Genomic DNA, 20554 nt, shown 5'->3' on the forward strand with positions numbered 1-20554 from the left:
ACGCTCAGGCGGGCAGGCGTTCGAGCTCCTCCCGGAGGAGGCGGTTCACGAGGGCAGGGTTTGCCCGGCCACCCGTCCGCTTCATGACCTGCCCCACCAGGAACCCGATGGCCCGTTCCTTGCCCTTCCGGAAGTCCTGGACGGGCTCCGGATGCTCCGCGAGCACGGCCCGCACCACCTCCCGCAGGGCTTCCTCATCGCTGATCTGCAACAGCCCTCGCTCCCGCACCACCTCGGAGGGACGTTTCCCGGTCCCGAGCACCTCGGGGAGGATGTCCTTGGCGATGCGGCCGGAGATCACGCCCTCCTCGATGAGCCGGACGAGCTCCGCGAGATGCAGGGGGGTGATGGGGAGATCCTCCAGCTCCAGGTTGCGCTCGTTGAGGTAACCGGCCACATCTCCCACGAGCCAGTTGGCGATCGCCCGGGGACTCGGGTACAGCCGCACCGCCTCCTCGAAGAAATCCGCCTGGAACCGCGTGGAGACCAGGAGCTCCGCCTCGTACCGGCCGAACCCGTACACCCGCATGAGCCGATCGCGGCGGGCATCCGGAAGTTCCGGGAGCCCCGCGCGCACCCGCTCGATCCAGGCGGGCGTGATCTCCAGGGGGACCAGGTCCGGCTCCGGAAAGTACCGGTAGTCCTCCGCCTCCTCCTTGGTGCGGGAGGCAAAGGTGACCCCGCTCCGTTCGTCCCAGTGCCGGGTCTCCTGGACCACCGCCTCTCCCCGCTGCAACAGAGCCCGCTGCCGCCCGATCTCGTACTGCAATGCCCGCTCCACCGCCCGGATGGAGTTCATGTTCTTCACCTCCGTCCGGGTTCCGAGGGGCTCCCCGGGCCGACGGAGGGAGACGTTGGCGTCGCACCGCAGGGTCCCTTCCTCCATACGCCCGGAGCTCACCTCCGCGTACTGGAGGATCTGCCGGAGCTTGAGCAGAAACGCCCGGGCCTCCTGCGGGGATCGGAGGTCCGGATAGGTGACGATCTCCATGAGGGGGACACCGGAGCGGTTGTAGTCCACCAGGCTGTAGTCCTCCCCTTCCGGGTGCACGAGCCGGCCCGTGTCCTCCTCCAGGTGCACCCGCCGGATCCCTACCCGCCGGAGCGTCCCTTCCACCTCGATCTCCAGGTACCCGTCCGTGGCCAGGGGTGGGTGGTCCAGGTACTGGTACTGGGAAATCTGGTAGTTCTTGGGGAGGTCCGGATAGTAGTAGTTCTTGCGGTGGAACTGGGATCTGGGGTGGACGGTGCAGTGGAGGGCCAGGGCCGTGCGCAGCCCGAGCTCCACCGCCTTCCGGTTGATCACCGGGAGGGCGCCGGGAAGGCCGAGGCAGGTGGGGCACGTCTGCGTGTTGGGTGGGGCTCCGAACCGAGTGCTGCACCCGCAGAACATCTTGGACTCCGTCCACAGCTGCACGTGGATCTCGAGCCCGATGACCACCTCGTACTCCGTCATCGTGCCTCCTCCACCAAGGGCGGAGCCTTCCGGGATCCTCCCGTGATCTGCTCGTAGGTGTACGCGGCCCGCAGCACGGTGCCTTCGTCGAAGGGGCGGCCGATGAGCTGCATCCCCAGGGGCAGCCCCTCCCAGAACCCGCACGGGACCGAGATGGCCGGCAGCCCCGCCAGGTTCACGGGAAGGGTGTAGATGTCCACCAGGTACATCTGGAGGGGATCCTCCAGCCGCTCGCCCAGGCGGAATCCGGGCGTGGGGCAGACGGGCGTGGCCAGCAGGTCTACCCGCTCAAAGCACCGCTCGAAGTCCTGCCGGACCAGGGTCCGCACCTGCTGGGCCTTGCGGTAGAAGCCCTCGTAGTATCCCGCGGAGAGCGCGAAGGTGCCCAGCATGATCCGGCGCTTCGCCTCCGGCCCGAAGCCCTCGGCCCGGGTTCGGGCGTAGAGGGTGTAGAGGTCCCCGGCGCGGGGGGAGCGGTAACCGTAGGCCACGCCGTCGTAGCGGGCCAGATTGCTGCTCACCTCCGCGCACGCGATGAGGTAGTAGGCGGGGAGGGCGTACTCCAGGGTCGGAAGCCGCACCTCCTCCACCTCCGCGCCCGCCCGTTCCAGCACCTGCACCGCTCCCAGCACCGCCTCCCGGACCGCGGGGTGCAGTCCCTCCCCGAAGGCCTCCCGGGGGAGTCCGATCCGCAGTCCCCGCACCTCGGGTCGGAGGAAGGACGCGTAATCCGGGACCGGGACCTCCACGGAGGTGCTGTCCAGGGGATCCTTGCCCGCGATGGCCTGGAGGAGCAGGGCGCAGTCCTGCACGTCCCGGGCGATGGGTCCGATCTGGTCCAGGGAGCTGGCGTACGCCACGAGCCCGTAGCGGGACACGCGGCCGTAGGTGGGCTTCAGCCCCACGACCCCGCACAGGGCCGCGGGGAGTCGGATGGAGCCGCCTGTGTCCGACCCGAGAGCCCCCAGGGCGCTGCGGGCGGCCACCGCGGCCGCAGACCCCCCGCTGGAGCCTCCGGGCACGTATTCCGGGTTCCAGGGGTTACGGGTCGCGAAGAAGGCGGAGTGCTCCGTGCTGCTCCCCATGGCGAACTCGTCCAGGTTGGTCTTGCCGAGCACCACGGCCCCCGCCTCCACGAGGCGCCGAACCGCGGTGGCATCGTAGGGCGGGACGAAGTTCTCCAGGATCCGGCTCCCACACGTGGTGCGCACCCCGCGGGTGCAGAGGTTATCCTTGAGGGCCACGGGGAATCCCACAAGCGGCGGCAGATCCTCGCCCCGTCGGATCCGCGCGTCCCACCTCCGGGCCTGGGCTCGGGCGAGATCCGCGGTCACGGTCAGGTACGCCCGCACCACCTCGTCCGTGCGCCCGATCCGTTCCAGGTACGCCTCCACCAGCTCCTCCACGGAAAGGTCGCGGCCGAGGTGCGTCCGCACCGCGTGATAGGGAAGATCCAGGAACTCCATCACGGCTCCGGCTCCAACACCCGCGGGACCACGAAGTATCCCTCCCGCGCCTCCGGGGCCATGGCCAGGACCTCCTCCACAGGTAGACTGGGCTCCACCACGTCCTCCCGGAAGACGTTGGTCACGGGAATGGGGTGGGAGGTGATCTCCACCCCCTCCGTGGGGAGTTCCAGGAGCCGGCCGAAGTACTCCAGGATGGTGCTGAGCTGGAGTCCGTAGCGGTCCAGCTCCTCCTCCGTGAGCTCCAGCCGGCTCAGCCGGGCGATGTGGGCAACGAGTTCCCGATGGATCCGCACGGTCGTCCTCCTTCCCCGGGGACCGTGCGTATCGTACCACGACGGGCCGCGGCCCTCATCCGTCCCCGAAGTGCTCCCGCAGGCACCGCTCCACTTCGGGGACGATGGCGGCCCAGTCCGCCTCCGGATCCCGGGTCACGGTGACGAAGTCCCGGAGCAGGAACACCATGCGCACCCCGGGGATGGCGAGGAGACGGGCGGCGAGGGGGTTACCCTGTGCCTGCTCCACGGAGGTATACGTATAGCTCCGCCCCTCCGTCACCCACCGGTCCAGGGTGAACTTCAGGGCGTGCACGTTGGGGGTGGGCTGGACCTCGATGCGCACCCTCACCTCCTCAGAGATCCGGACACGGCGACCCGGCGGCGGCGGACGGCGGAGCTGGGAATCCCCAGCTCCTCCCGGTACTTCGCCACCGTCCGCCGGGCCACGTGGATTCCCTCCCGCCGGAGGAGCCGCGCGATCTCCTGATCCGTCAGCGGCTGTCCCGGGGCTTCCTGGGCCACCAGCTGCCGGATCCGCTCCTTGACGGGCCGGCTGGGCTCGAAGAACACGTGGCAGGAGACGATGCGACCGTCGGGGAGCTGCACGTATTTCCCGTCGAGGGCCCGGCTCACCGTGCTCTCGCTGATGCCGAGCCGCGCGGCCACCCCGGCCATGGTGAGGGGCTTGAGGAACCGGGGGCCCCGGTCCAGGAACTCCCGCTGCACCGTCACGAGGATCTCGAAGATCTTCCGCAGGGTCCAGTTCCGGCGTTTGACGGTCTCGATGAAGAGCTTGGCCCGGTTCACGTGGTCCCGGATGTGCTCCTGCGCGTGGGGTGCAAACGCCTGGGGCTGCTCCCGCGCCTGCCGGTACAGCTCCCGGTAGAGGGGGTTCAGCCGGAGCCCCATGGTCGGCGACCCCGCCACCTCCACCGCGTAGCCCCGGGGCGTACGCACGATCACCACGTCCGGCCGGGGAACCTCCTCCGGCCGGCGGCGACTCCCTCCCTCCCGCTCCGCCTCGTACCGGTCCGCGGGATACGGGTAGCAAGAGGCGCAGAGATAGGCGTGGGCCTCCCGCACCTCCCGCGGGGTGCACCCGAGCCGCTGCGCCACCTTCCCGTACTGCCCCCGGCCCATCTCCACGAGGCACCCCGCCTCGATCACCCGCCGGGCCAGGAAGTTCTCCGGCGTGGGCTCCAGGGCCCGCAGCTGGAGCAGCAGGCACTCCTCCACGGATCGGGCCCCCACCCCCGGCGGATCGAACCCCTGGATCACCTCCAGCACCTCCTCCACCACCCGCCGGGAAACCCGGAACCGGACGGCCACCTCTCCCAGATCCGCCTGGAGATACCCCCGCTCGTCCACAGAGCCCACCAGGAATTCCCCGATCTCCCGGCGCTTGCCCCGGAGCCGTTGCGCGTGGAGCTGGAGCAGGAGGTGCTCGTGGAAGGAGATCTCCGCGGGAAGGGACGCCAGGGGATCGAAGTCCTCTTCCCCCTCCGCCCTGGGAGAACCGGCAACCGGGTCCTCCAGGAGGGGCTCGCCGAGGAGGTGTCCGCAGCTCCCGCACAGCACGCCCACGAGCTCCATCCCGCACCGGGGGCAGAGGGTGGTCTCCCGCTCCAGGGCGGGGTTGCTGTCCAGCTCCGCCTCGATCCGGGCCTCAAGCGCCTGCAGGGGCAGCACCAGGATGGCGTTCACCGCCATGAGCTTGGGGACCATGCGGAGCTGCGGAAGCGGGCGGAGCGCGAGGGTCGGCTCGATCTTCATGGCTCCGGATTCCCCACGGGATGATCCTCCAGGCGGTGCTCCCCGAGCTTGCGACGAAGGGTGGGGACGCTGATCCCGAGCAGGGTCGCGGCCTTCGCCAGGTCCCCGCCGGCCTCCTCCAGGGCGCGGAGGATGTGCTTCCGCTCCACCTCCGCCAGGGTGGGGAAGCGGTCCTCTCCCTCCTCCTCCCCCAGCCACAGCTCCTGCGCGGTGATCTCCTCCCCGGTGCACAGGATCACCGCCCGCTCGATGCAGAACTCCAGCTCCCGGACGTTGCCGGGCCAGGCGTACCGCCGCAGCTTGCGCTGGGCCTGCGGGGTGAAGCCCCGGATGTTCTTGCGGTAGCGTTCCCGGTAACGCTCCAGGAAATGCTGGGCCAGGATGGGGATGTCCTCCACCCGCTCCCGCAAGGGGGGGAGCACGATGGGGATCACGCTGAGCCGGTAGAAGAGGTCCTCCCGGAAGCTCCCTTCCCGGATGGCCTGCCGCAGGTCCCGGTTGGTGGCCGCGATCACCCGGACGTCTACCTTGATGGGGCGATTCCCGCCCACCCGCTCGATGGTCCGCTCCTGCAGCACCCGCAGGAGCTTCACCTGCATGGCGGGGCTCATGTCCCCTACCTCGTCGAGGAAGACGGTGCCGCCGTCCGCGGCCTCGAACTTCCCGATGCGGGTCTGGATCGCTCCCGTATAGGCGCCCTTCTCGTGGCCGAAGAGCTCCGTCTCCAGCAGGGTCTCCGGGATGGCGCCGCAGTTGATGGCCACAAAGGGCCCCTGGGCCCGGTGGCTCTGATAGTGGATGGAGCGGGCCAGAACCTCCTTTCCCGTCCCCGTCTCCCCGTAGATGAGGACGGTGGCGTCCGTGGAGGCCACCGCCGCGGCGATCCGCAAGGCCTCCTGCATCTTCGGGGAGGTCCCCACGATGCCCTCGAACTTGAAGGTCCGCCGCAGCTCCTCGTGGAGCCGGCGGTTCTCCGCCCGCAGCCGCTCGTAGTCCAGGGCCCGACGCACCCGGACCAGGAGCTCGTCCTTCTTGAAGGGCTTGGGAATGTAGTCGTACGCACCCGCCCGCAGGGCCTCCAGGGCCTGCTCGATGGAGGCGTACGCGGTGATGACCATTACCACCGCGTCCGGATCCACCTCCCGGATCTCCCGGAGGACGGTCATGCCGTCCTTTCTGGGGATGCGGACGTCGAGGAGGATGAGGTCAAACTCGCCGCTCGTGGCCTTCTCCAGCCCCGTGGGACCGTCCGAGGCCGTCTCCACCTCGAAGCCCTCCCGCTCCAGGATCTGCCGCACCAGACCCCGGATGGGCTCCTCGTCGTCCACGACGAGGACCCGGCGCCCCACGTTCACCCCTCCCCTTGCATGGTTCGGCACCGAGGCCAAACCTCCTCGTCAGTGTATTCGGCTTCCCTCCCCTCCTTCCGGTAGATCCGTCGCCCAGGCGCTCACCCGGGCGAAGTGGAGGAGGGCGGGGAGGTACGCCCGGAGGATCCCCAGGGTGCGCTCCGGCCGGTCCACGGATCCCGCGGTTACGAGCCGCCACCGGGACTCCACGAGGGCCCCCATCCACAGGGCCTGCTCCATCGGGAGGATCCCCAGGTCCGCGAGGGGGAGGAAGACCTGCCACCGGCGGGGAGGCCGGGGCTCCTCGTAGGTGGTGAGCATGGCCTTCGCGATGCCCGTTGCGGCTCCGGCCGCGTTGCTGAACCACCCCACCACCTGAGCCACCTGGTCCGGATCCCTCGCCGCCTGCTCCGGGTCCCGGGTGCTCACCTCGATCACCGCGCAGGAGGTGAGGATCCGCCCGAGCCGCCACCCCACCCGGATGGGATCCACCAGCCGCAGGGTCCGGCCCGGCGGCACGGAGAAGGTGGGGATCCCCTCCCCGATGGCACGGGCCTGCTGCAGGATCTCCCGGGCCTCCTCCAGGTGGCGGGCCCGTTCCACCCGCATCCGAGCCTCCACCTCCGCCTCGAACCGCCGGCGGAGATCGGGGTCGTTCTCCGCGAGCACCTGCCCGAACCGGATCTGCTCGTACTGCACGGGGAGGATGTGCCCGTTCAGGACCGTGGGCATGAGCATCCCGTCCGAGGGGCCGAGGGGGTTTTCCTCCGCCAAGCGCTCCAGGTAACCCCGGATCTCCTCCTCCGCCACTTCCGGCCGGAACAGCAAGGCCACCTCGATGTCGCTGTCGGGATACGTGGGGGGCTCCGCGTAGCGACCGTACAGGTACGCCACCACCAGTTCCCGGCTCCCGCGGAAGAACTCCCCCAGGGTCCTGAGCGGCTCCATTTGTCCCCATGCTACCGCAGGCGGCCCGGAGCGGACCAGCGGGGAGGGATCGGCGGGGGTGACCGAGAACCATAGAAACCGCCTATGGACGGAGGGAGGCGGAGGTGAACCGGATCCCGGAGGGCATCGAGAAGAACCTGGAGGCTTTCCTGGCGGTGGCCCGGGAACGCAGCTTCACCAAGGCCGCCAGCGCCCTTTTCCTCACCCAGCCTTCCGTTACGGCCCGCATCCAGGCCCTGGAGCAGGAGCTGGGCCGACCCCTGTTCGAGCGGAAGGGGCGTACCGTGCGCCTCACGGAGGCCGGAGAGGCCCTCCTCCCCTACGCCCAGCGGGTGGTGGAACTGCTGCAGCAGGGGATGGAGGCGGCCCGGGAGGCCACGGGCCAGGGAACGGTGACCGTGGGGGCCACCGTGTCCGCGGCCATCGCCATCCTCCCGGACCTGCTGGAGGCCTTCCGGAAGGAGCGGCCCCAGGCCCGGGTGGTGGTGCGGTACGGCCACTCCAACGAGGTGATGGCGCTGCTGCACGACCGGATGGTGGACGTGGGGTTCCTGGTCCGGCCCCTGCACGAGCCCCTCATCGCGGTGGAGCCCCTCCTCACGGACGAGGTCGTGCTGGTCCTCCCACCGCAGCACGAGCTGGTCCGTCGCAGCCGGATCCTGGCGCGCCAGGTCGCGGACTGGCCCCTCATCAGCATGCAGTGGGGGGAAGGATACGAGGAGTTCGAGCACTGGATGCGGGAGGAACTGGGAATGCGCGCGCAGATCGAGTTGGACGGGATCCCCCTCGGCGTGCTCCTCATCGCTCGGGGCATGGGCATCGGGTTTGCCCCCCTCCGGTCCGTGATGCCCTTCGTGCGGGGCGGGATGGTGCGGGTACGCCGGGTGGCAGGGCTCCCGGAGACCCGGCGGGAGATCTTCCTCGCCCTGCGCCGCACCGGGGACCTCTCCAGCAGCACCCGCGCCTTCGTCGAGCTGGCCCGGTCCTACTTCCGCAGGTCGGGCTAGAGGATGCGCTTACCGAGGGCAGAACTCAACAGCCCCACCGCGAGCTGGGCCGTGCGGTTGTGGTCGTCCAGGATGGGGTTGAGCTCCACCACCTCCACGGACACGAGCTTGCCGGACTCCGCGACCAGCTCCATGGCGAGGTGCGCCTCCCGGTACGTGAGCCCGCCCGGTACCGGGGTCCCCACCCCCGGCGCGTACTGCGGATCCACCGCGTCCAGGTCCAGGCTCAGGTGAATCCGTCCGCCCCTCCCCGCGGCCTCGATGGCCTCCCGCACCACGGCGGCCACGCCCCGCTCGTCCACCTCCTTCATGGTGAACACGAGGGGCCCCATCCGCCGCAGCACCTCCCGTTCCCCGGGATCCACTTCCCGGAGGCCCACCAAGGCCACTTCGGCGGGGCGCACCTTGGGGGCAAACCCTCCCACCTGCACCAACCGCGGATCTCCCTCCCCCAGCAGGCACGCAAGCACCATGCCATGCACGTTGCCCGAGGGAGTGGTCTCCGGGGTGTTGCAGTCCGCGTGGGCGTCCACCCAAAGGATCCCCGCATCCGGGAAGCGGCGCCGGACCGCGGCCACCGCCCCCAGGCTCGTACTGTGATCCCCGCCAAGGACCACGGGGAGGTATCCGGCCTCGAGAATCCGCCCGACCTGCTGGTACACCTCCTCCGCCACGCGGGCGACGGCGTCCCGATAGCGGACCCGGGGGGATCCCTCGGCCAACTGCTCCATCACGGGGAAGCTCACGTTCCCGAAGTCCACGACCTCCCACCCGATCCCGCTCAGGGACTCCACGAGCCGGGCGTACCGCAGCGCGCTTGGGCCCATGTCCGTGCCGCGCCGGTTGCTGCCCAGGTCCAGGGGGACGCCGAGGATTCCCGCCTTCCGGCTCACTCCCGCCGCCATCCCTCCTCCTCGGACCACAGCCATCGTTGGGCCGCACGGACGGTCTTAGACCCTGTACCGGGGGCGGACACCGCGGACCGGACGGCGCGCGGCCCGGATGCCCTCGAACGGCGCAACAGCTGAGCGGCCGCCACCAGGGCCGCGGCCCCTAGCCCCAGGAGGTCCAGGAAGGGATGGTGGAACACGAGGGCCACGGAGGCCGCCACCAGGACGGCCCGCTCCAGAAGGACCGCGTGCCAGAAGAAGTACCCGCTCACGCCCGCGCTGAGCAGCACGATCCCCACCAGGGCCGTGGCCACGGCCAGGGCTTGGTCCAGGGGGTCCCCGCTCAGCAGGAGGATCTCCGGGGAGTAGATGAACATGTAGGGCACCACGAGGGCTGCGAGGGCGTGGCGGGTGGCTTCCAGGCTCACGGGGAAGGGGGAAGTGCGGGCGATGCCGGCCGCGGCGTAGGCCGCGAGGGCATCCGGCGGAGTGAGGTCCGCCATCACCCCGTAGTAGAAGATGAACAGGTGCACCGCCAGGCGGGTGACGGGAACTCCGGGGGCCACCTGCGGCCCCGTGGCGGGCAGGAGCTGCTCGATGGCCGGAACCGCCAGGGCCGCCAGGATGATGTAGGTGGCCGTGGTGGGGATCCCGCTTCCCACAATGGTGCACGCCACCATCACGAGCACGAGGGTCAGGAACAGGTTGTGCTGCCCCAGGGTGACGGTGAGGGTCACGAAGGCGTTGCCAAGACCTGTCAGGGTCACGGTCCCGATGAGGATGCCCACCACCGCGCAGGCCACCGCCACCGGGAGGGCGTTGCGGGCCCCGTACTCCAGGGTGCTCCAGAGGTCCCGGAAGTAGCGGCGGCGCACAGGCCACGCCATGAGGATCACGAAGGCACCCATCAGGGGCCCGGCCCCCGGCACTCCCCGCCGCGCCAGGTACCCCAAGACCGCCACCCCGGCCACCAGCACCGCCACCGCCCGCGGCCCCACCCATCCCCGGGTCCTCCGGGGATCGGCCTCCACCAGGCAGGTGACGAGGTGCGTGAGGGCCGCCAGCACGATCCCCCAGAAGGCGGCCCGCAGGGGGGAGAAGCCCTGGAGGAGGTAGCCCAGCATCACCCCCAGCGGAACCGCCAGGTACCATCGGCGTCGGAGGACCTCCCACACGTTCGGGAGTTCTTCCCGGGGAAGTCCCCGGAGATCCAGTCTCCGGGCCTCGAAGTGGATCATGAAGAACAGGGAGATGAAATACAGAAGCGCGGGGACGACCGCGGCCCGCACCAGGGTGAGGTACGGAACGCCCAGGAACTCCGCCATGACGAAGGCCGCCGCGCCCATCACGGGCGGCATGATCTGCCCGCCCACGGAGGTGGCGGCCTCCGCGGCGGCGGCGAACCTGGGGTGGTAGCCGAGCCGGATCATGAGGGGGATGTTGAACACGCCGTCTGCCATCACGTTGGCCACGGAGGAACCGGAGACGGTGCCCAGGAGCGCGCTGCTGAAGACCGAGACCTTCGCGGGCCCGCCGTGCATCCAGCCCGCCAGGGCCATGGCGATCTCCACGAACATCTGCCCAAGCCCCGTCCGCTCCAAAAACGCGCCGAGCAGGACGAACAGGAACACGAAGGTGGCGCTGACCCCGAGCGGGATGCCGAAAACCCCTTCCGTGGTGTACCACATGTGCTCGATGACCCGGTCGAGGGGAAAGCGCCGCACCCCGAAGATCCCGGGCACGTACTCGCCCAGAAACGGGTAGAGCAAAAGAGCGAGGGCGATGAAGGGGAGGACCCCGAGGACCCGGCGGCCTGCCTCCAGCACCAGCAGAAGTCCCAGGGCGCCCACCAGGAGGTCCCAGAAGCTGAGCTGTCCCGCCTGCAACATGAGCCGATCGTGGTGGTAGAGGAGGTACCCGATCCCCCCGGCTCCCGCGCCCGCGAAGAGGATGTCCGTCGGCCCGAAGTGCCTCTGGGACGCCTGGCGGCGCCGGGCCGGGTAGAGGAGGAAGACCAGGAGGAACACGAACCCCAGATGCACCGCGCGCTGCTTGAGGGCCAGGAGCTGTCCCCACCCCGCGGTGTACAAGTGGAAGAGGGAGAAGGCCACCGCGATGGCGGAGACCACCTGCGCGAAGGGGCTCCCGAGCCGCCGGTACCCGAACTCCGGCCCGGCCTCCACGAGCAGCCGCTCCGCCCGCTGCCGGTCGGCCTCCGGTCCCGCCCTGACCTCTGCCCCCACCCGCTCCATGGGTCCCCGGGGACAATGTAGGGGATCCGCGGAAGGCCGTCCACGAGGGCGGGAGCGTGTACGTTAAGATGGATGGGAGGAGGAGGGACGGCCCATGAGGTATCCGGAGAGCGACCTCACCTTCGTGGCGAGCACACTCGCGGATCGGCCAGAGGAGGTGCCCCGCCTGGTGGAGAAGCTGCGCCGGCCGGATTTCCTGGAGGTGGCCCTGGAGGACGACCGATTGGTGGAGCGCATCCGGACGGACCCCGAGATCACCCTCAAGGTCTCCCCGCGCCTCCTGTTCAACATCCTCCTGCGGCGGGTGGCCCGGGACATCCGGCACGCCCGCTACACCCTGGAGCGGGTGGGCCTCACGCAGTCCGTCCCCGTCTTCGATACCCGTCGGGTGAACGATCTCCTGGAGGACGAGCAGGTGCTGGATTACCTGAGCGCCATGCTGGCCTCCTTCGTCCGAACGGAGACCTACGTGGTGTACGTACGGCGGGGGAACCGCCTGGAGCGGCTGCGGTTCTCGGACATGGACATGGACGATATGATCCGGCTCGCGGATCTGGTGGACGAGGCGTGGCGATTCCCGCTTCTGCGCCGGGTCGCGGACATCGCCCTGTTCCTGACCGGGATCTTCCCCGGCTACGTGCTCTCCCGGGGGATGTACGCACAGCGCATGCGGCCGGGACGCGTCATCGGTGGGGAGTGGCGGAGCCTGGAGGCGTACGAGCAGGAAGGGGCCATCTTCTACCGCCGGGCCGCGGAGCACGAGCAGGCCGTCACCAGCGGCCTGCGCCCCGTGCTCCACAAGCTCAGCGAGCACTTCTCCAGCGCCCGCAAGCCCCTGAACCTCCTGAGCGACCGCTACCTCCGGTGGCGGCACCTCCGGCTCTTCCAGCTCCCTGGGTGAGACGTGCGCATCTACGCGCTCGCGGACATCCACGGAAAGCCTGATCGCATCCAGGTGGTGGAGCAGACCACAGAGAAGCTGCGGCCTCACGTGGTGATCATCGCGGGAGATCTCACGCACGGGGGCCGGGGGCGGGAGGCCCTGCGCTTGCTCAGCACCCTGCCCGCCCGGGTCCTGGCCATCCCCGGGAACATGGATTCCCCGGACGTGGAGGAAGCGATCCCCGACCACCCGGGACGGAAGGTGATCGTGGAGGGGGGCGTGCGATTTGGGGGCCTGCAGGGCGAGGACTGCGACGTCCTGGTCTCCCACGAGCCGCCCCACGGCGTCCTGGACCGGGCATGGACGGGCCAGCACATCGGCTCCCGCGCGGTGCGGGAGCTCGTGGAACGGCTGCGGCCACGGGTGGTGGTGTGCGGGCACGTGCACGAGTGCCCCGGAATCGCGCGGCTCGGCGAGAGCGTGGTGGTGAACTGCACCATGGGCAATGACCGGTACGCGGGAGCCCTCATCGAGTGGGATCCCCAATCCCCCCGGGTGGAGCTCCTGCCCCGCTGAGATGAAGTCCTCCGCCGGAAACCTCAAGCCCGTCCGGACCGGGGCGGAGGTGGTCCTGCGCATCGACCGGCTCTCCTACGGGGGCCGGGGCGTCGGCCGGGTGGACGGGTACGTGGTGTTCGTCCCCCTCACCGCCCCGGGCGACCTCGTGCGGGTCCGGATCACCCAGGCCAAACGGAGCTTCGCGGAGGCGGAGCTGGTGGAGGTGCTCGAGCCCGGCCCGGACCGGGTCCCGCCCCCCTGCCCGTACTTCGGGCCCTGCGGGGGATGCACCTGGCAGCACCTGGGGTACGAAGCGCAGCTGCGGGCAAAGGAGCAGATCGTCCTGGAGAGCCTGGAACGCCTGGGCGGCCTTCATGACCTTCCCCTGCTCCCCATCCTCCCCGCCCCCGCGCCCTACCACTACCGGAACAAGATGGAGTTCGCCTTCCACCCGGAAGCCGTCCTGGGCCTGCACCCCCGAGGCCGGTTCGACCGGGTGCTGGAGATCGAGCGGTGTCTCCTGCCCGGTCCGGTGGTGAACGAGATCCTGCAGACGGTGCGCGCCTTCGTGCGCGAGCACGGAATCCCCTGCTACGACAACCGCACCCGCACGGGGCGGTTGCGCCACCTGCTGGTCCGGGAGGGCCGGCGGACGGGGGAGATCCTGGTGGGCCTCGTCACCGCGCCCGGGGAGTTCCCGGAAAGGAAGGCCCTCGCGGAGATCCTGGCTGCGCGGTTCCCCCAGCTTCGGGGGGTGGTGTGGGTGCAATCCGGATCCCTGTCGGATGCGGTACGGGTGGATGCCCTGGAGGTGGTGTGGGGGCGGGACTTCCTCGAGGAGGAACTCGGCGGTTTCCGCTTCCGGGTGCGACCGGAGACCTTTTTCCAGACCAACACCGAGGCCGCGGAGCGGCTGGTGGGGATCGCCCTGGAGCTCCTGGACCTGCGGGGAGAGGAGACCGTGGTGGATCTGTACTGCGGGGTGGGCACCTTCACCCTGCCGCTTGCTGTCCGGACCCGGACGACGTACGGCATCGAGATGGTGCCGGAGGCGGTGGAGGCGGCCCGGGAGAACGCCCGACGGGCAGGGATCTCCAACGTGGAGTTCCTTGTGGGCGACGTGCGCTTGGTCCTCCCGGAGCTCGTGCAGCGCATCGGGCCGCCGGACGCCCTCGTGCTGGACCCACCTCGGGCCGGAGCAGGGGGTCGGGTGATGCGGAAGATCGGGAGATCCCAGGCCCGTCGGATCCTGTACATCTCCTGCAACCCCACCACCCTCGCTCCGGATCTCAGGGAACTTGTGCCCTTCGGATACCGGATCCGCGCCGTGCAGCCCGTGGACCTCTTCCCTCAGACGTACCACGTGGAGACGGTGGTGCTGCTGGAGTGGGAAGGAAGAGCTCACGGGTAAAGCCATCGGTAAATCCCGTAGCTCTCCAGCACCCGGCGGAGGTAGGTTCGGGTCTCCCCATACGGGATGCGCTCCACAAACTCGTCCGGGTCTCCCATTCCTCCCGAGGCGAACTTCCGGGCCGCGGACGGGCCCGCGTTGTAGGCGGCAAGGGCTAGGCGGAGATCCCCGAAGGCCCGCAGCTGGGCCGCCAGATATCGGGCCCCCAAGCGCAGGTTCGTCTCCGGGTTCAGGAGGTCCCGGAAGCGCACCGCAGGTTCGAGCTCCCGGGCGGTCATGGGAAGCAGCTGCATGAGCCCCACCGCTCCCGCGGGGGACACCGCCTGGGGATCGAACCGGCTCTCCTCCCGCACCACCGCCAGCACCAGGAAGGGATCCAGGCCCGCCTCCCGCGCGGCCTTGCGCACCGCGTCCCAGTACGCCAGAGGATACGCGAGCCGCCACAGATCCCCCTCCGCCCCGCTCCCACGCACCGCCGCCTCCGCGGCGAAGACCGCCCCTGGGAAATCCCCAAGCCGCAGGCGGGCTTCCGCGAGGGCCCGGAGAACCCGACGGGAAGGTCCCTGCGCGAGCGCGGCCTCCGCCTCCTCCTCGGCTTCCTCGAAGAACCCCAGGGCCAGCAGCTCCTCGTAGACGGGCAGGAAGCTCTCCTCGGGCAAGGCGGGCGCGACTCCGGAAGCCGGCCGGGGAGGATCGGGGAGCCCCAAACGTATCCGGGCTCGCATCCCGTAGTACGTGTGCGGATAGACGCGGGCCACCCGAAGGAGGAGAGGCTTCGGATCCATCCCCCTGCGGGCGCGGATCTTCGCGGCCCAGTACAGGTGCGCGGGAGCCCGGGCCGTTCCGGGGTACCGGACAGCAGACCGGAGGAAGATCCGTTCTGCCTCCTCAAACCTCCCCTGCCGGTAGCGCAGCCATCCCATCCGCCACCGGGCCTCGTCCGCGGAGGGCGAGGACGGATGGAGGCGGGCCAACCCCGTAAAGATCTCGAGGGCCTCTTCGAGCTCCCCCCGCGCCTCCGCCCGGAGCCCCAGGGCCAGGAGGGCCCGGGCGGCCCAGGCGCTCGTGGGGTATCGGTGGACCAGTTCGCGCCACACCCGCTCCGCCTCCCAGCCCCCCAGGGCGACGCCGAGCCAGTAGAAGGCCTGCGGCGCAAGGGGTGGGAAGCGGGCAGCCCGCCGGAAGGCTTCCGCGGCCCCACGGGTACGCAGCCGGAAAATCCCCAGTCGCAACCACGCTTCCGCTTCCGCCTCCGGAGGCAGACCCGCCTGAAGGGCCCGCACGATCTCCTGTTCCGCGGCCTGGGGGTTCGCCAGGCGCCGGGCCCGGCTCAAGCGCGCGAGGGGCGGTACCAGCGCCCCTCCGCCCGCGAGAGACCTCAGGGCCTCTTGGGCCTCCTGCTCCACGGGATTTCCCGGAAAGGCCCACGCGGCCCACCCGAAGGCCTCCACCGCTTCCCTCCTCCTCCCCTGCGCGGCCAGGGCCCGGCCCAGGCTCGCCCACGCCCGCGCCCGCACCGCGTCCTCCTTCGCCAGGCGGATCACCGCCCGGGCGTGTCGCTCGGCCTCCCGGGGATCAGGGGCCACGCCCTCGGCCAGCGCCAAGCGCGCCCGCACCGCCGCGGGCCCACGGGTCGCGTGCAGGACGCGCCCGAGATCCTCCCTCCCCCGCCGGGCGTCTCCCTGACGCAGGGCCGTCTTGCCCGCCCACAGCCACGCGTAAGGGGCCAGGGGGCCCGGCCGGACCGCCGTCGAGAAGGCATACAGGGCTCGGTCCGGCTCCCCGAGCAGTATCCAGCACCTCCCGAGCAGCAAGCCGGCCCGTGCGCCTGGGGGCCCGGGCGAGGCGATGAGGATCTGCAGGGTTCCCAGATGCGGGGAACAACGGCCCCGCCGGACGTCCTCCGCGATGGCTTTCAGGGATGCGGTGTGGGCACCGGAGAGGAGGGCGGCGAGGGCGAGGCTAAGAACCCGCATCCCGGGCGATCTCCTGGACCGTGCGCCCGGTCTTCACGGACCGCGTCCCTCTGGGGTCGAAACCGGGTTGCGCGTGGGCGTCCCTGGCCTTGAAGAGCAGCCACTGCCGCCCGTCGCCACGGGCCAGGCGCACGAGGTGGAACTCGCCCCGCAGCTTCTCGCCGTGCAGCACCAGGGTCATCCTCCCCCTCCGGAAGGCCCGGGCGGGGTCCCCCTCCCGACACTCGTAAGTGCCCCGATCCCACAGCATCACCACCCCGGCCCCGTACTCCCCGGCCGGGATCACGCCCTCGAACTCCCCATACGCGAGCTCGTGGTCTTCCACAAGAATGGCGAGCCGCCTGACCTCTGGATCCATGGAAGGGCCCTTGGGCACGGCCCAGGACCGGAGCACCCCTTCCATCTCAAGCCGGAAGTCCCAGTGGAGGTGGCTCGCGTGGTGCTCGTGGACGTAGAACCGCAGCCGGCCCAGACTCATGGGCGCTCCCGTAAGCGGGACCGGAACCAATCCACGGTGCGGGCCAAGCCCTCTCGGAGCGGGGTTCGCGCCCGCCAGCCGAAGACCTCCTCCGCCCGCCGACAGTCCAGGGCGATCCGCCGCACGTCCCCCGGCCGGGGAGGCCCGTAGATGGGCTCCTCCCGGTACCCCGTCAGATCCCGGAGGAGATCAAATAGACCGCGGGTGGGAGTCTCGATCCCCGTCCCAATGTTGTACACGCCCTCCACCCCCTGTTCCACCACCCGGAGATTGGCCTCGGCCACATCCTCCACGTACACATAGTCGCGGGTGTGCAATCCGTCCCCGAAGATCACGGGCCGCCGTCCGGCCAGCATGGCCGCGGTGAAGATGGCCACCACCCCGGCTTCCCCTTCGGGGTCCTGCCGGGGACCGTACACGTTCGCGTAGCGAAGGGCGGTACAGGCAAGGCCGTATAAGGCCTTCCAGGCGAGGAGGTGCTGCTCCGCGCAGAGCTTGTGCACCCCGTAAGGGCTGATGGGCCGGGGTGGGCATTCCTCCCCGCAGGGGATCTCCGGGGCCTCCCCGTAGATGGCGCCGCCGGTGCTGGCGAAGATGAAATGGCGAACGCCTGTCCGCACGGCGTGCTGGAGGAGTTTCAGGGTCCCCAACACGTTTACCCGGGCGTCCAGCTCCGGATCCCGCACGGAGACCGCCACGGAGGCCTGCGCCGCGTGGTGGCTCAGGACCTGGGGCCGTTCCTGCTCGAACACCTCGGCCACCCGGGGGTCCAGGATGTCGAGCTCGTAGAGGCGCACCCCGGAAGGGAGATTCTCCCGACGTCCCGTGCGTAGGTCGTCCAGAACCGCCACCTCGTGGCCGGCCCGCAGGAGGCGTTCCACCACGTGGGACCCGACGAACCCGGCCCCCCCCGTCACCAGCACCCTCATCCCCGACCCTCCGACAGGATTTTGCCCGCGCACGTCAGAATACTCCATGATCCCCTGTCCATGGGCGATCCTCGGGAGCTTGAAGCGTACCAACTCTTCCGGCGCGCCCTCGTGTTCCGGGAGGAGGACGCGTGGGAAGCCCTCTACGCCCGCTACCAGGCCCTGGTGGCCAGCTGGGTACGCCGGCACAGCGCGTTTGCCCACGCGCGGGAGCCGGTGGAGTGGCTGGTGAACCGGGCCTTCGAGAAGATGTTCCTGGCCGTGGACGGGGAGAAGTTCCAACATTTCCCGGACCTTTCCAGTCTGCTGCGCTACCTGCAGATGTGCGCGCACAGCGCGGTCGTGGACGCCCTCCGGAGGCGGGAGCAGGCCCTCCTGGTGGAGGACCCGAAGGACGACGCGGCTTTGGACCCCGAGGCGGAAGCCGTGGAGCAGATGGAGGGACAGGAGTTGTGGGAAGTCGTCCGGTCCGCGGTGGCGGACGAGCGGGAGCGGGTCGTGCTCTACGAGTCCTTCGTCCTCGGGATCCCCCCGCGGGACCTGGTGCGCCGGAGGAGGGACCTGTTTTCGTCCGTGGAGGAGGTCTACAACGCCAAGCGCAACCTCCTCAGCCGGTTACGCCGCCACCCGAGGATCCAGGCCTTCCGGGGTTCCTCCTAAAACACGACGGCCCGGCGGGCGCCGGGCCGTCGCTGGGGGGTGGGGCGTGACTCCCCGGCAGGGGGGGCCGGGGAGCTCTCTAGAATTATTTTATCCCACGGTCTGCGGCGAGGGAAGCAATTCCTGTGCCACGGGGTGATCGGCCTTTTCCTTCCGCCGGCCCCTCGACTTCCGCAGGACCTGCAGCTGTTCATACAGGGCAACGAGCTGCAGGATCCACGGGTTTTGCTCCAGGGCCCGGCGATGCGCGTCCAACCCCTCCCGGGCCAGCCGCCTCGCCGCCAGAAGGTTCGCCCGGTGCTCCTCGGGCCGGGTCACCCGCGGGGCCGACCGGTACCTGGCCAGCCCCTGCCGTTCCCGCTCCAGCAGCCGCCGGTACGCCTCCCGCTCCGCCGTCGCCTGCCGGCGAACCTCTACCAGAACCCGTTCATGCGTACGGATCATCGCGCAACCCCGACAAAAAATTCAGGCCGGCAGCCGACCCCTCCCGGGAGGCACCGGCCCGATACGGTCAAATAAATTTGGCGGCTCTGCCCAGCCTTCCTTAAGCCGGACATCACCGCCTTTCGATCCCTATGGTACCCGGTTCCCGGGTGGTGTCAAGGGGGAGAAGGTCCTTGCCTGGAAGAATTCATCCACGTGACCGGTTCGTGACACGGAGGGAGCACCCTGAGGGCTATGGCGCTGCTTCTCGCGTTCCTCGTGGCCCTGAGTGCAGCAGGGCGCGTGCCGCCGGTGGTCGCGGTGGCGGAGTTCTCCACCGTGGGGACCGCGGGTGCACCTCTGCTCTTGGATCTGGAGCCTCCGAACGCGCAGCTCGCCCGACTCCTCCTGAGAGACCGCACCCCCGGATTTCGGATCCTGCCCGTAGACCGGGTGCGGAACGCCACCCGGGACCTCGGACTCCGCCCGGAGGAACTCTACATCTGGACCGGGAGGGCCGCCGCGGTGGCCCGGGCGGTGGGGGCGGACTGGATCGTGACCGGCCGGTGGACCCACCTCGATCTCGACAGCCTCTCTCCCTCGACCGGGGAGTTCCCCGCGGTTTCCGTGGCCCACGCGGCCCTGCAGGTGCGGGTGGTGGAGGCCGCAACCCAGCGCATCCTGCTGGAGGAAACCTTCGCCGCCACCCGCGCGGACGGAAGGGGGACTGCGGCCCTGGTGGAGGCGGTCGAGACGGTCCTCCTCCGGGCGGCCCGCCGGATCGCGGAGCTGCTTGCACGTTCCGCCCCGTTTGACGGCCGGGGAGGACGGTCCCTATAATCACGGGGGCGCCCGAGAAGGCATCCCCGTGCCCGTACACCTGTCCGCGGCGAGCACGAAAAGCGCATCCGTTTCCGATCGGGGGGAGTCCCATGGCCCGCGTGACCGATCTTGCAAAGCGATCCGCGAAGGCGATCCGGCCGGCGGCGAAGGCGCCCGCCCGCCGGGAGCCTGCCCTGCTGGAACGGGCCTCCCGCTACCTCCGGGAGGTCCGGGGAGAGCTGAACCGGGTCACGTGGCCCAGCCGACAGGAGCTGGTGGCCAGCACGCTCGTGGTGCTGGTGGTGGTCACCCTGACGGCCCTGTACCTGGGAGCGTGGGATGCCCTCTTCACGTGGTTCTTCCAGCACGTGCTCGTCCGCTGATTTTTCTTAAGGAAATTCCCGATGGCGGAGCTGGAGAAGAAGGCGGGAGAGCGGGAACGGCCGGGGGAGGGAGCACCCCCCAAGGACCCGCGGCGGCGCTGGTACGTGATCCACACGTACTCCGGGTACGAGAACAAGGTGAAGGCGAACCTGGAGCGCCGGATCGCCTCCATGAACGTGCAGGACAAGATCTTCCAGGTGATCGTTCCCACCACGGAGGAGATCGAGATCAAAGAAGGCAAGCGGCGGATCGCCCAGCGGCGCATCTACCCGGGATACGTCCTGGTGGAGATGATCATGGACGACGACTCCTGGTACGTGGTCCGAAACACCCCCGGGGTCACGGGGTTCGTGGGCGCCGGGGCGCGCCCGGTGCCCCTCGACGAGGAGGAGGTGGAGACCATCCTCGGGCAGATGCGGGGAGAGGCTCCGCGCCTGCGGATCACCTACCAGAAGGGGGACACGGTGCGCATCACCTCCGGGCCCTTCCAGGAGTTCACCGGCGTCGTAGAGGAGATCCTCCCCGAACGGGAGAAGGTCCGGGTGCGGGTCTCCATCTTCGGCCGGGAAACCCCCGTGGAGCTGGATTTCACTCAGGTGGAGAAGGTGTAA

The 20554-nt window shown here is 70.0% G+C and carries 21 protein-coding genes; 8 read left to right on the forward strand and 13 right to left on the reverse strand.

The annotated features are described in order from the left end of the window. Positions 1–4: 4 nt before the first annotated feature. From gatB to QN206_10640, 7 genes are read right to left on the reverse strand one after another with little or no spacing between them, the layout of a single operon-like run. Positions 5–1456 carry an Asp-tRNA(Asn)/Glu-tRNA(Gln) amidotransferase subunit GatB gene (gatB, locus tag QN206_10610; GenBank protein ID MDR7615259.1) on the reverse strand — a complete coding sequence of 484 codons (1452 nt, stop codon included), beginning with the start codon at positions 1454–1456 and terminating at the stop codon, positions 5–7. After that, complete coding sequence (gatA, locus tag QN206_10615) at positions 1453–2922, reverse strand: Asp-tRNA(Asn)/Glu-tRNA(Gln) amidotransferase subunit GatA (protein MDR7615260.1); 1470 nt, start codon at positions 2920–2922, stop codon at positions 1453–1455. The genes gatB and gatA overlap by 4 nt, the downstream gene beginning before the upstream one ends. Then, positions 2922–3218, reverse strand: a complete 297-nt coding sequence (gatC, locus tag QN206_10620) for an Asp-tRNA(Asn)/Glu-tRNA(Gln) amidotransferase subunit GatC (protein MDR7615261.1) — start codon at positions 3216–3218, stop codon at positions 2922–2924. The genes gatA and gatC overlap by 1 nt, the downstream gene beginning before the upstream one ends. Positions 3219–3273: 55 nt before the next feature. Further along, positions 3274–3543, reverse strand: a complete 270-nt coding sequence (locus QN206_10625; GenBank protein MDR7615262.1) for a NifU N-terminal domain-containing protein — start codon at positions 3541–3543, stop codon at positions 3274–3276. A gap of 2 nt (positions 3544–3545) precedes the next feature. Further along, positions 3546–4973: an RNA polymerase factor sigma-54 gene (gene rpoN, locus QN206_10630; protein ID MDR7615263.1), complete on the reverse strand. Its 1428-nt coding sequence runs from the start codon at positions 4971–4973 to the stop codon at positions 3546–3548. Continuing rightward, positions 4970–6328: a sigma-54 dependent transcriptional regulator gene (locus tag QN206_10635; GenBank protein MDR7615264.1), complete on the reverse strand. Its 1359-nt coding sequence runs from the start codon at positions 6326–6328 to the stop codon at positions 4970–4972. The genes rpoN and QN206_10635 overlap by 4 nt, the downstream gene beginning before the upstream one ends. 42 nt (positions 6329–6370) lie before the next feature. Further along, positions 6371–7270, reverse strand: a complete 900-nt coding sequence (locus tag QN206_10640) for a nucleotidyltransferase domain-containing protein (protein ID MDR7615265.1) — start codon at positions 7268–7270, stop codon at positions 6371–6373. A 104-nt stretch (positions 7271–7374) separates the two neighbouring features. On the opposite strand from QN206_10640, the gene QN206_10645 reads away from it, so the two are divergent. Next, complete coding sequence (locus QN206_10645) at positions 7375–8277, forward strand: LysR family transcriptional regulator (protein MDR7615266.1); 903 nt, start codon at positions 7375–7377, stop codon at positions 8275–8277. On the opposite strand, the gene rocF is transcribed toward QN206_10645, so the two are convergent. Next, positions 8274–9182, reverse strand: coding sequence for an arginase (gene rocF, locus QN206_10650; GenBank protein ID MDR7615267.1), 909 nt, complete (start codon positions 9180–9182; stop codon positions 8274–8276). The two genes, QN206_10645 and rocF, sit on opposite strands and share 4 nt — an antisense overlap. Continuing rightward, positions 9167–11419: a TRAP transporter permease gene (locus tag QN206_10655; GenBank protein ID MDR7615268.1), complete on the reverse strand. Its 2253-nt coding sequence runs from the start codon at positions 11417–11419 to the stop codon at positions 9167–9169. The genes rocF and QN206_10655 overlap by 16 nt, the downstream gene beginning before the upstream one ends. Before the next feature lie 94 nt (positions 11420–11513). Here QN206_10655 and QN206_10660 point away from each other — a divergent pair, with 94 nt between their 5' ends. From QN206_10660 to rlmD, 3 genes are read left to right on the forward strand one after another with little or no spacing between them, the layout of a single operon-like run. Further along, the gene (locus QN206_10660; GenBank protein ID MDR7615269.1) at positions 11514–12320 is read left to right on the forward strand and encodes a hypothetical protein; all 807 of its coding nucleotides are present in this window, start codon (positions 11514–11516) and stop codon (positions 12318–12320) included. 3 nt (positions 12321–12323) lie between these two features. Further along, positions 12324–12878 carry a metallophosphoesterase gene (locus QN206_10665; GenBank protein ID MDR7615270.1) on the forward strand — a complete coding sequence of 185 codons (555 nt, stop codon included), beginning with the start codon at positions 12324–12326 and terminating at the stop codon, positions 12876–12878. Between the two features lies 1 nt (position 12879). Then, positions 12880–14271 carry a 23S rRNA (uracil(1939)-C(5))-methyltransferase RlmD gene (gene rlmD, locus QN206_10670; GenBank protein ID MDR7615271.1) on the forward strand — a complete coding sequence of 464 codons (1392 nt, stop codon included), beginning with the start codon at positions 12880–12882 and terminating at the stop codon, positions 14269–14271. On the opposite strand, the gene QN206_10675 is transcribed toward rlmD, so the two are convergent. Genes QN206_10675 through QN206_10685 form a run of 3 tightly spaced genes read right to left on the reverse strand, consistent with a single transcriptional unit; the run spans position 14262 to position 17654 of the window. Beyond that, positions 14262–16247, reverse strand: a complete 1986-nt coding sequence (locus QN206_10675; protein ID MDR7615272.1) for a transglycosylase SLT domain-containing protein — start codon at positions 16245–16247, stop codon at positions 14262–14264. The genes rlmD and QN206_10675 overlap by 10 nt on opposite strands. Beyond that, on the reverse strand, positions 16234–16725 hold the full coding sequence (locus QN206_10680) for a DNA polymerase ligase N-terminal domain-containing protein (protein ID MDR7615273.1): 492 nt from the start codon (positions 16723–16725) through the stop codon (positions 16234–16236). The genes QN206_10675 and QN206_10680 overlap by 14 nt, the downstream gene beginning before the upstream one ends. After that, the gene (locus QN206_10685) at positions 16722–17654 is read right to left on the reverse strand and encodes an NAD-dependent epimerase/dehydratase family protein (GenBank protein MDR7615274.1); all 933 of its coding nucleotides are present in this window, start codon (positions 17652–17654) and stop codon (positions 16722–16724) included. Before QN206_10685 ends, QN206_10680 begins: the two co-directional genes overlap by 4 nt. A gap of 60 nt (positions 17655–17714) precedes the next feature. Between QN206_10685 and QN206_10690 the strand changes: the two genes are divergently transcribed. Next, the gene (locus QN206_10690) at positions 17715–18314 is read left to right on the forward strand and encodes a sigma-70 family RNA polymerase sigma factor (protein ID MDR7615275.1); all 600 of its coding nucleotides are present in this window, start codon (positions 17715–17717) and stop codon (positions 18312–18314) included. A 90-nt stretch (positions 18315–18404) separates the two neighbouring features. On the opposite strand, the gene QN206_10695 is transcribed toward QN206_10690, so the two are convergent. Then, positions 18405–18758, reverse strand: coding sequence for a hypothetical protein (locus tag QN206_10695; GenBank protein MDR7615276.1), 354 nt, complete (start codon positions 18756–18758; stop codon positions 18405–18407). A 234-nt stretch (positions 18759–18992) separates the two neighbouring features. On the opposite strand from QN206_10695, the gene QN206_10700 reads away from it, so the two are divergent. From QN206_10700 to nusG, 3 genes are all read left to right on the forward strand, one after another. After that, positions 18993–19577, forward strand: a complete 585-nt coding sequence (locus QN206_10700) for a hypothetical protein (protein ID MDR7615277.1) — start codon at positions 18993–18995, stop codon at positions 19575–19577. Positions 19578–19669: 92 nt separating this feature from the next. Then, positions 19670–19942 (forward strand): preprotein translocase subunit SecE, encoded by a 273-nt coding sequence (secE, locus tag QN206_10705; GenBank protein MDR7615278.1) that lies wholly within the window; start codon positions 19670–19672, stop codon positions 19940–19942. A 21-nt stretch (positions 19943–19963) separates the two neighbouring features. After that, on the forward strand, positions 19964–20554 hold the full coding sequence (gene nusG, locus QN206_10710) for a transcription termination/antitermination protein NusG (protein ID MDR7615279.1): 591 nt from the start codon (positions 19964–19966) through the stop codon (positions 20552–20554).

Source organism: Armatimonadota bacterium (assembly GCA_031460175.1).
GTDB lineage: Bacteria > Sysuimicrobiota > Sysuimicrobiia > Sysuimicrobiales > Sysuimicrobiaceae > Sysuimicrobium > Sysuimicrobium tengchongense.

Bases quoted from the DNA above. Each gene is read 5' to 3' on its own strand.
- QN206_10690 (MDR7615275.1), top strand. From the start codon at position 17,715: ATGGGCGATCCTCGGGAGCTTGAAGCGTACCAACTCTTCCGGCGCGCC.
- gatB (MDR7615259.1), bottom strand. From the start codon at position 1,456: ATGACGGAGTACGAGGTGGTCATCGGGCTCGAGATCCACGTGCAGCTG.
- QN206_10675 (MDR7615272.1), bottom strand. From the start codon at position 16,247: ATGCGGGTTCTTAGCCTCGCCCTCGCCGCCCTCCTCTCCGGTGCCCAC.
- QN206_10660 (MDR7615269.1), top strand. From the start codon at position 11,514: ATGAGGTATCCGGAGAGCGACCTCACCTTCGTGGCGAGCACACTCGCG.
- QN206_10680 (MDR7615273.1), bottom strand. From the start codon at position 16,725: ATGAGTCTGGGCCGGCTGCGGTTCTACGTCCACGAGCACCACGCGAGC.
- QN206_10655 (MDR7615268.1), bottom strand. From the start codon at position 11,419: ATGGAGCGGGTGGGGGCAGAGGTCAGGGCGGGACCGGAGGCCGACCGG.
- rocF (MDR7615267.1), bottom strand. From the start codon at position 9,182: ATGGCGGCGGGAGTGAGCCGGAAGGCGGGAATCCTCGGCGTCCCCCTG.
- QN206_10700 (MDR7615277.1), top strand. From the start codon at position 18,993: ATGGCGCTGCTTCTCGCGTTCCTCGTGGCCCTGAGTGCAGCAGGGCGC.
- rlmD (MDR7615271.1), top strand. From the start codon at position 12,880: ATGAAGTCCTCCGCCGGAAACCTCAAGCCCGTCCGGACCGGGGCGGAG.
- rpoN (MDR7615263.1), bottom strand. From the start codon at position 4,973: ATGAAGATCGAGCCGACCCTCGCGCTCCGCCCGCTTCCGCAGCTCCGC.
- QN206_10640 (MDR7615265.1), bottom strand. From the start codon at position 7,270: ATGGAGCCGCTCAGGACCCTGGGGGAGTTCTTCCGCGGGAGCCGGGAA.
- gatA (MDR7615260.1), bottom strand. From the start codon at position 2,922: ATGGAGTTCCTGGATCTTCCCTATCACGCGGTGCGGACGCACCTCGGC.
- QN206_10685 (MDR7615274.1), bottom strand. From the start codon at position 17,654: ATGAGGGTGCTGGTGACGGGGGGGGCCGGGTTCGTCGGGTCCCACGTG.
- QN206_10695 (MDR7615276.1), bottom strand. From the start codon at position 18,758: ATGATCCGTACGCATGAACGGGTTCTGGTAGAGGTTCGCCGGCAGGCG.
- secE (MDR7615278.1), top strand. From the start codon at position 19,670: ATGGCCCGCGTGACCGATCTTGCAAAGCGATCCGCGAAGGCGATCCGG.
- nusG (MDR7615279.1), top strand. From the start codon at position 19,964: ATGGCGGAGCTGGAGAAGAAGGCGGGAGAGCGGGAACGGCCGGGGGAG.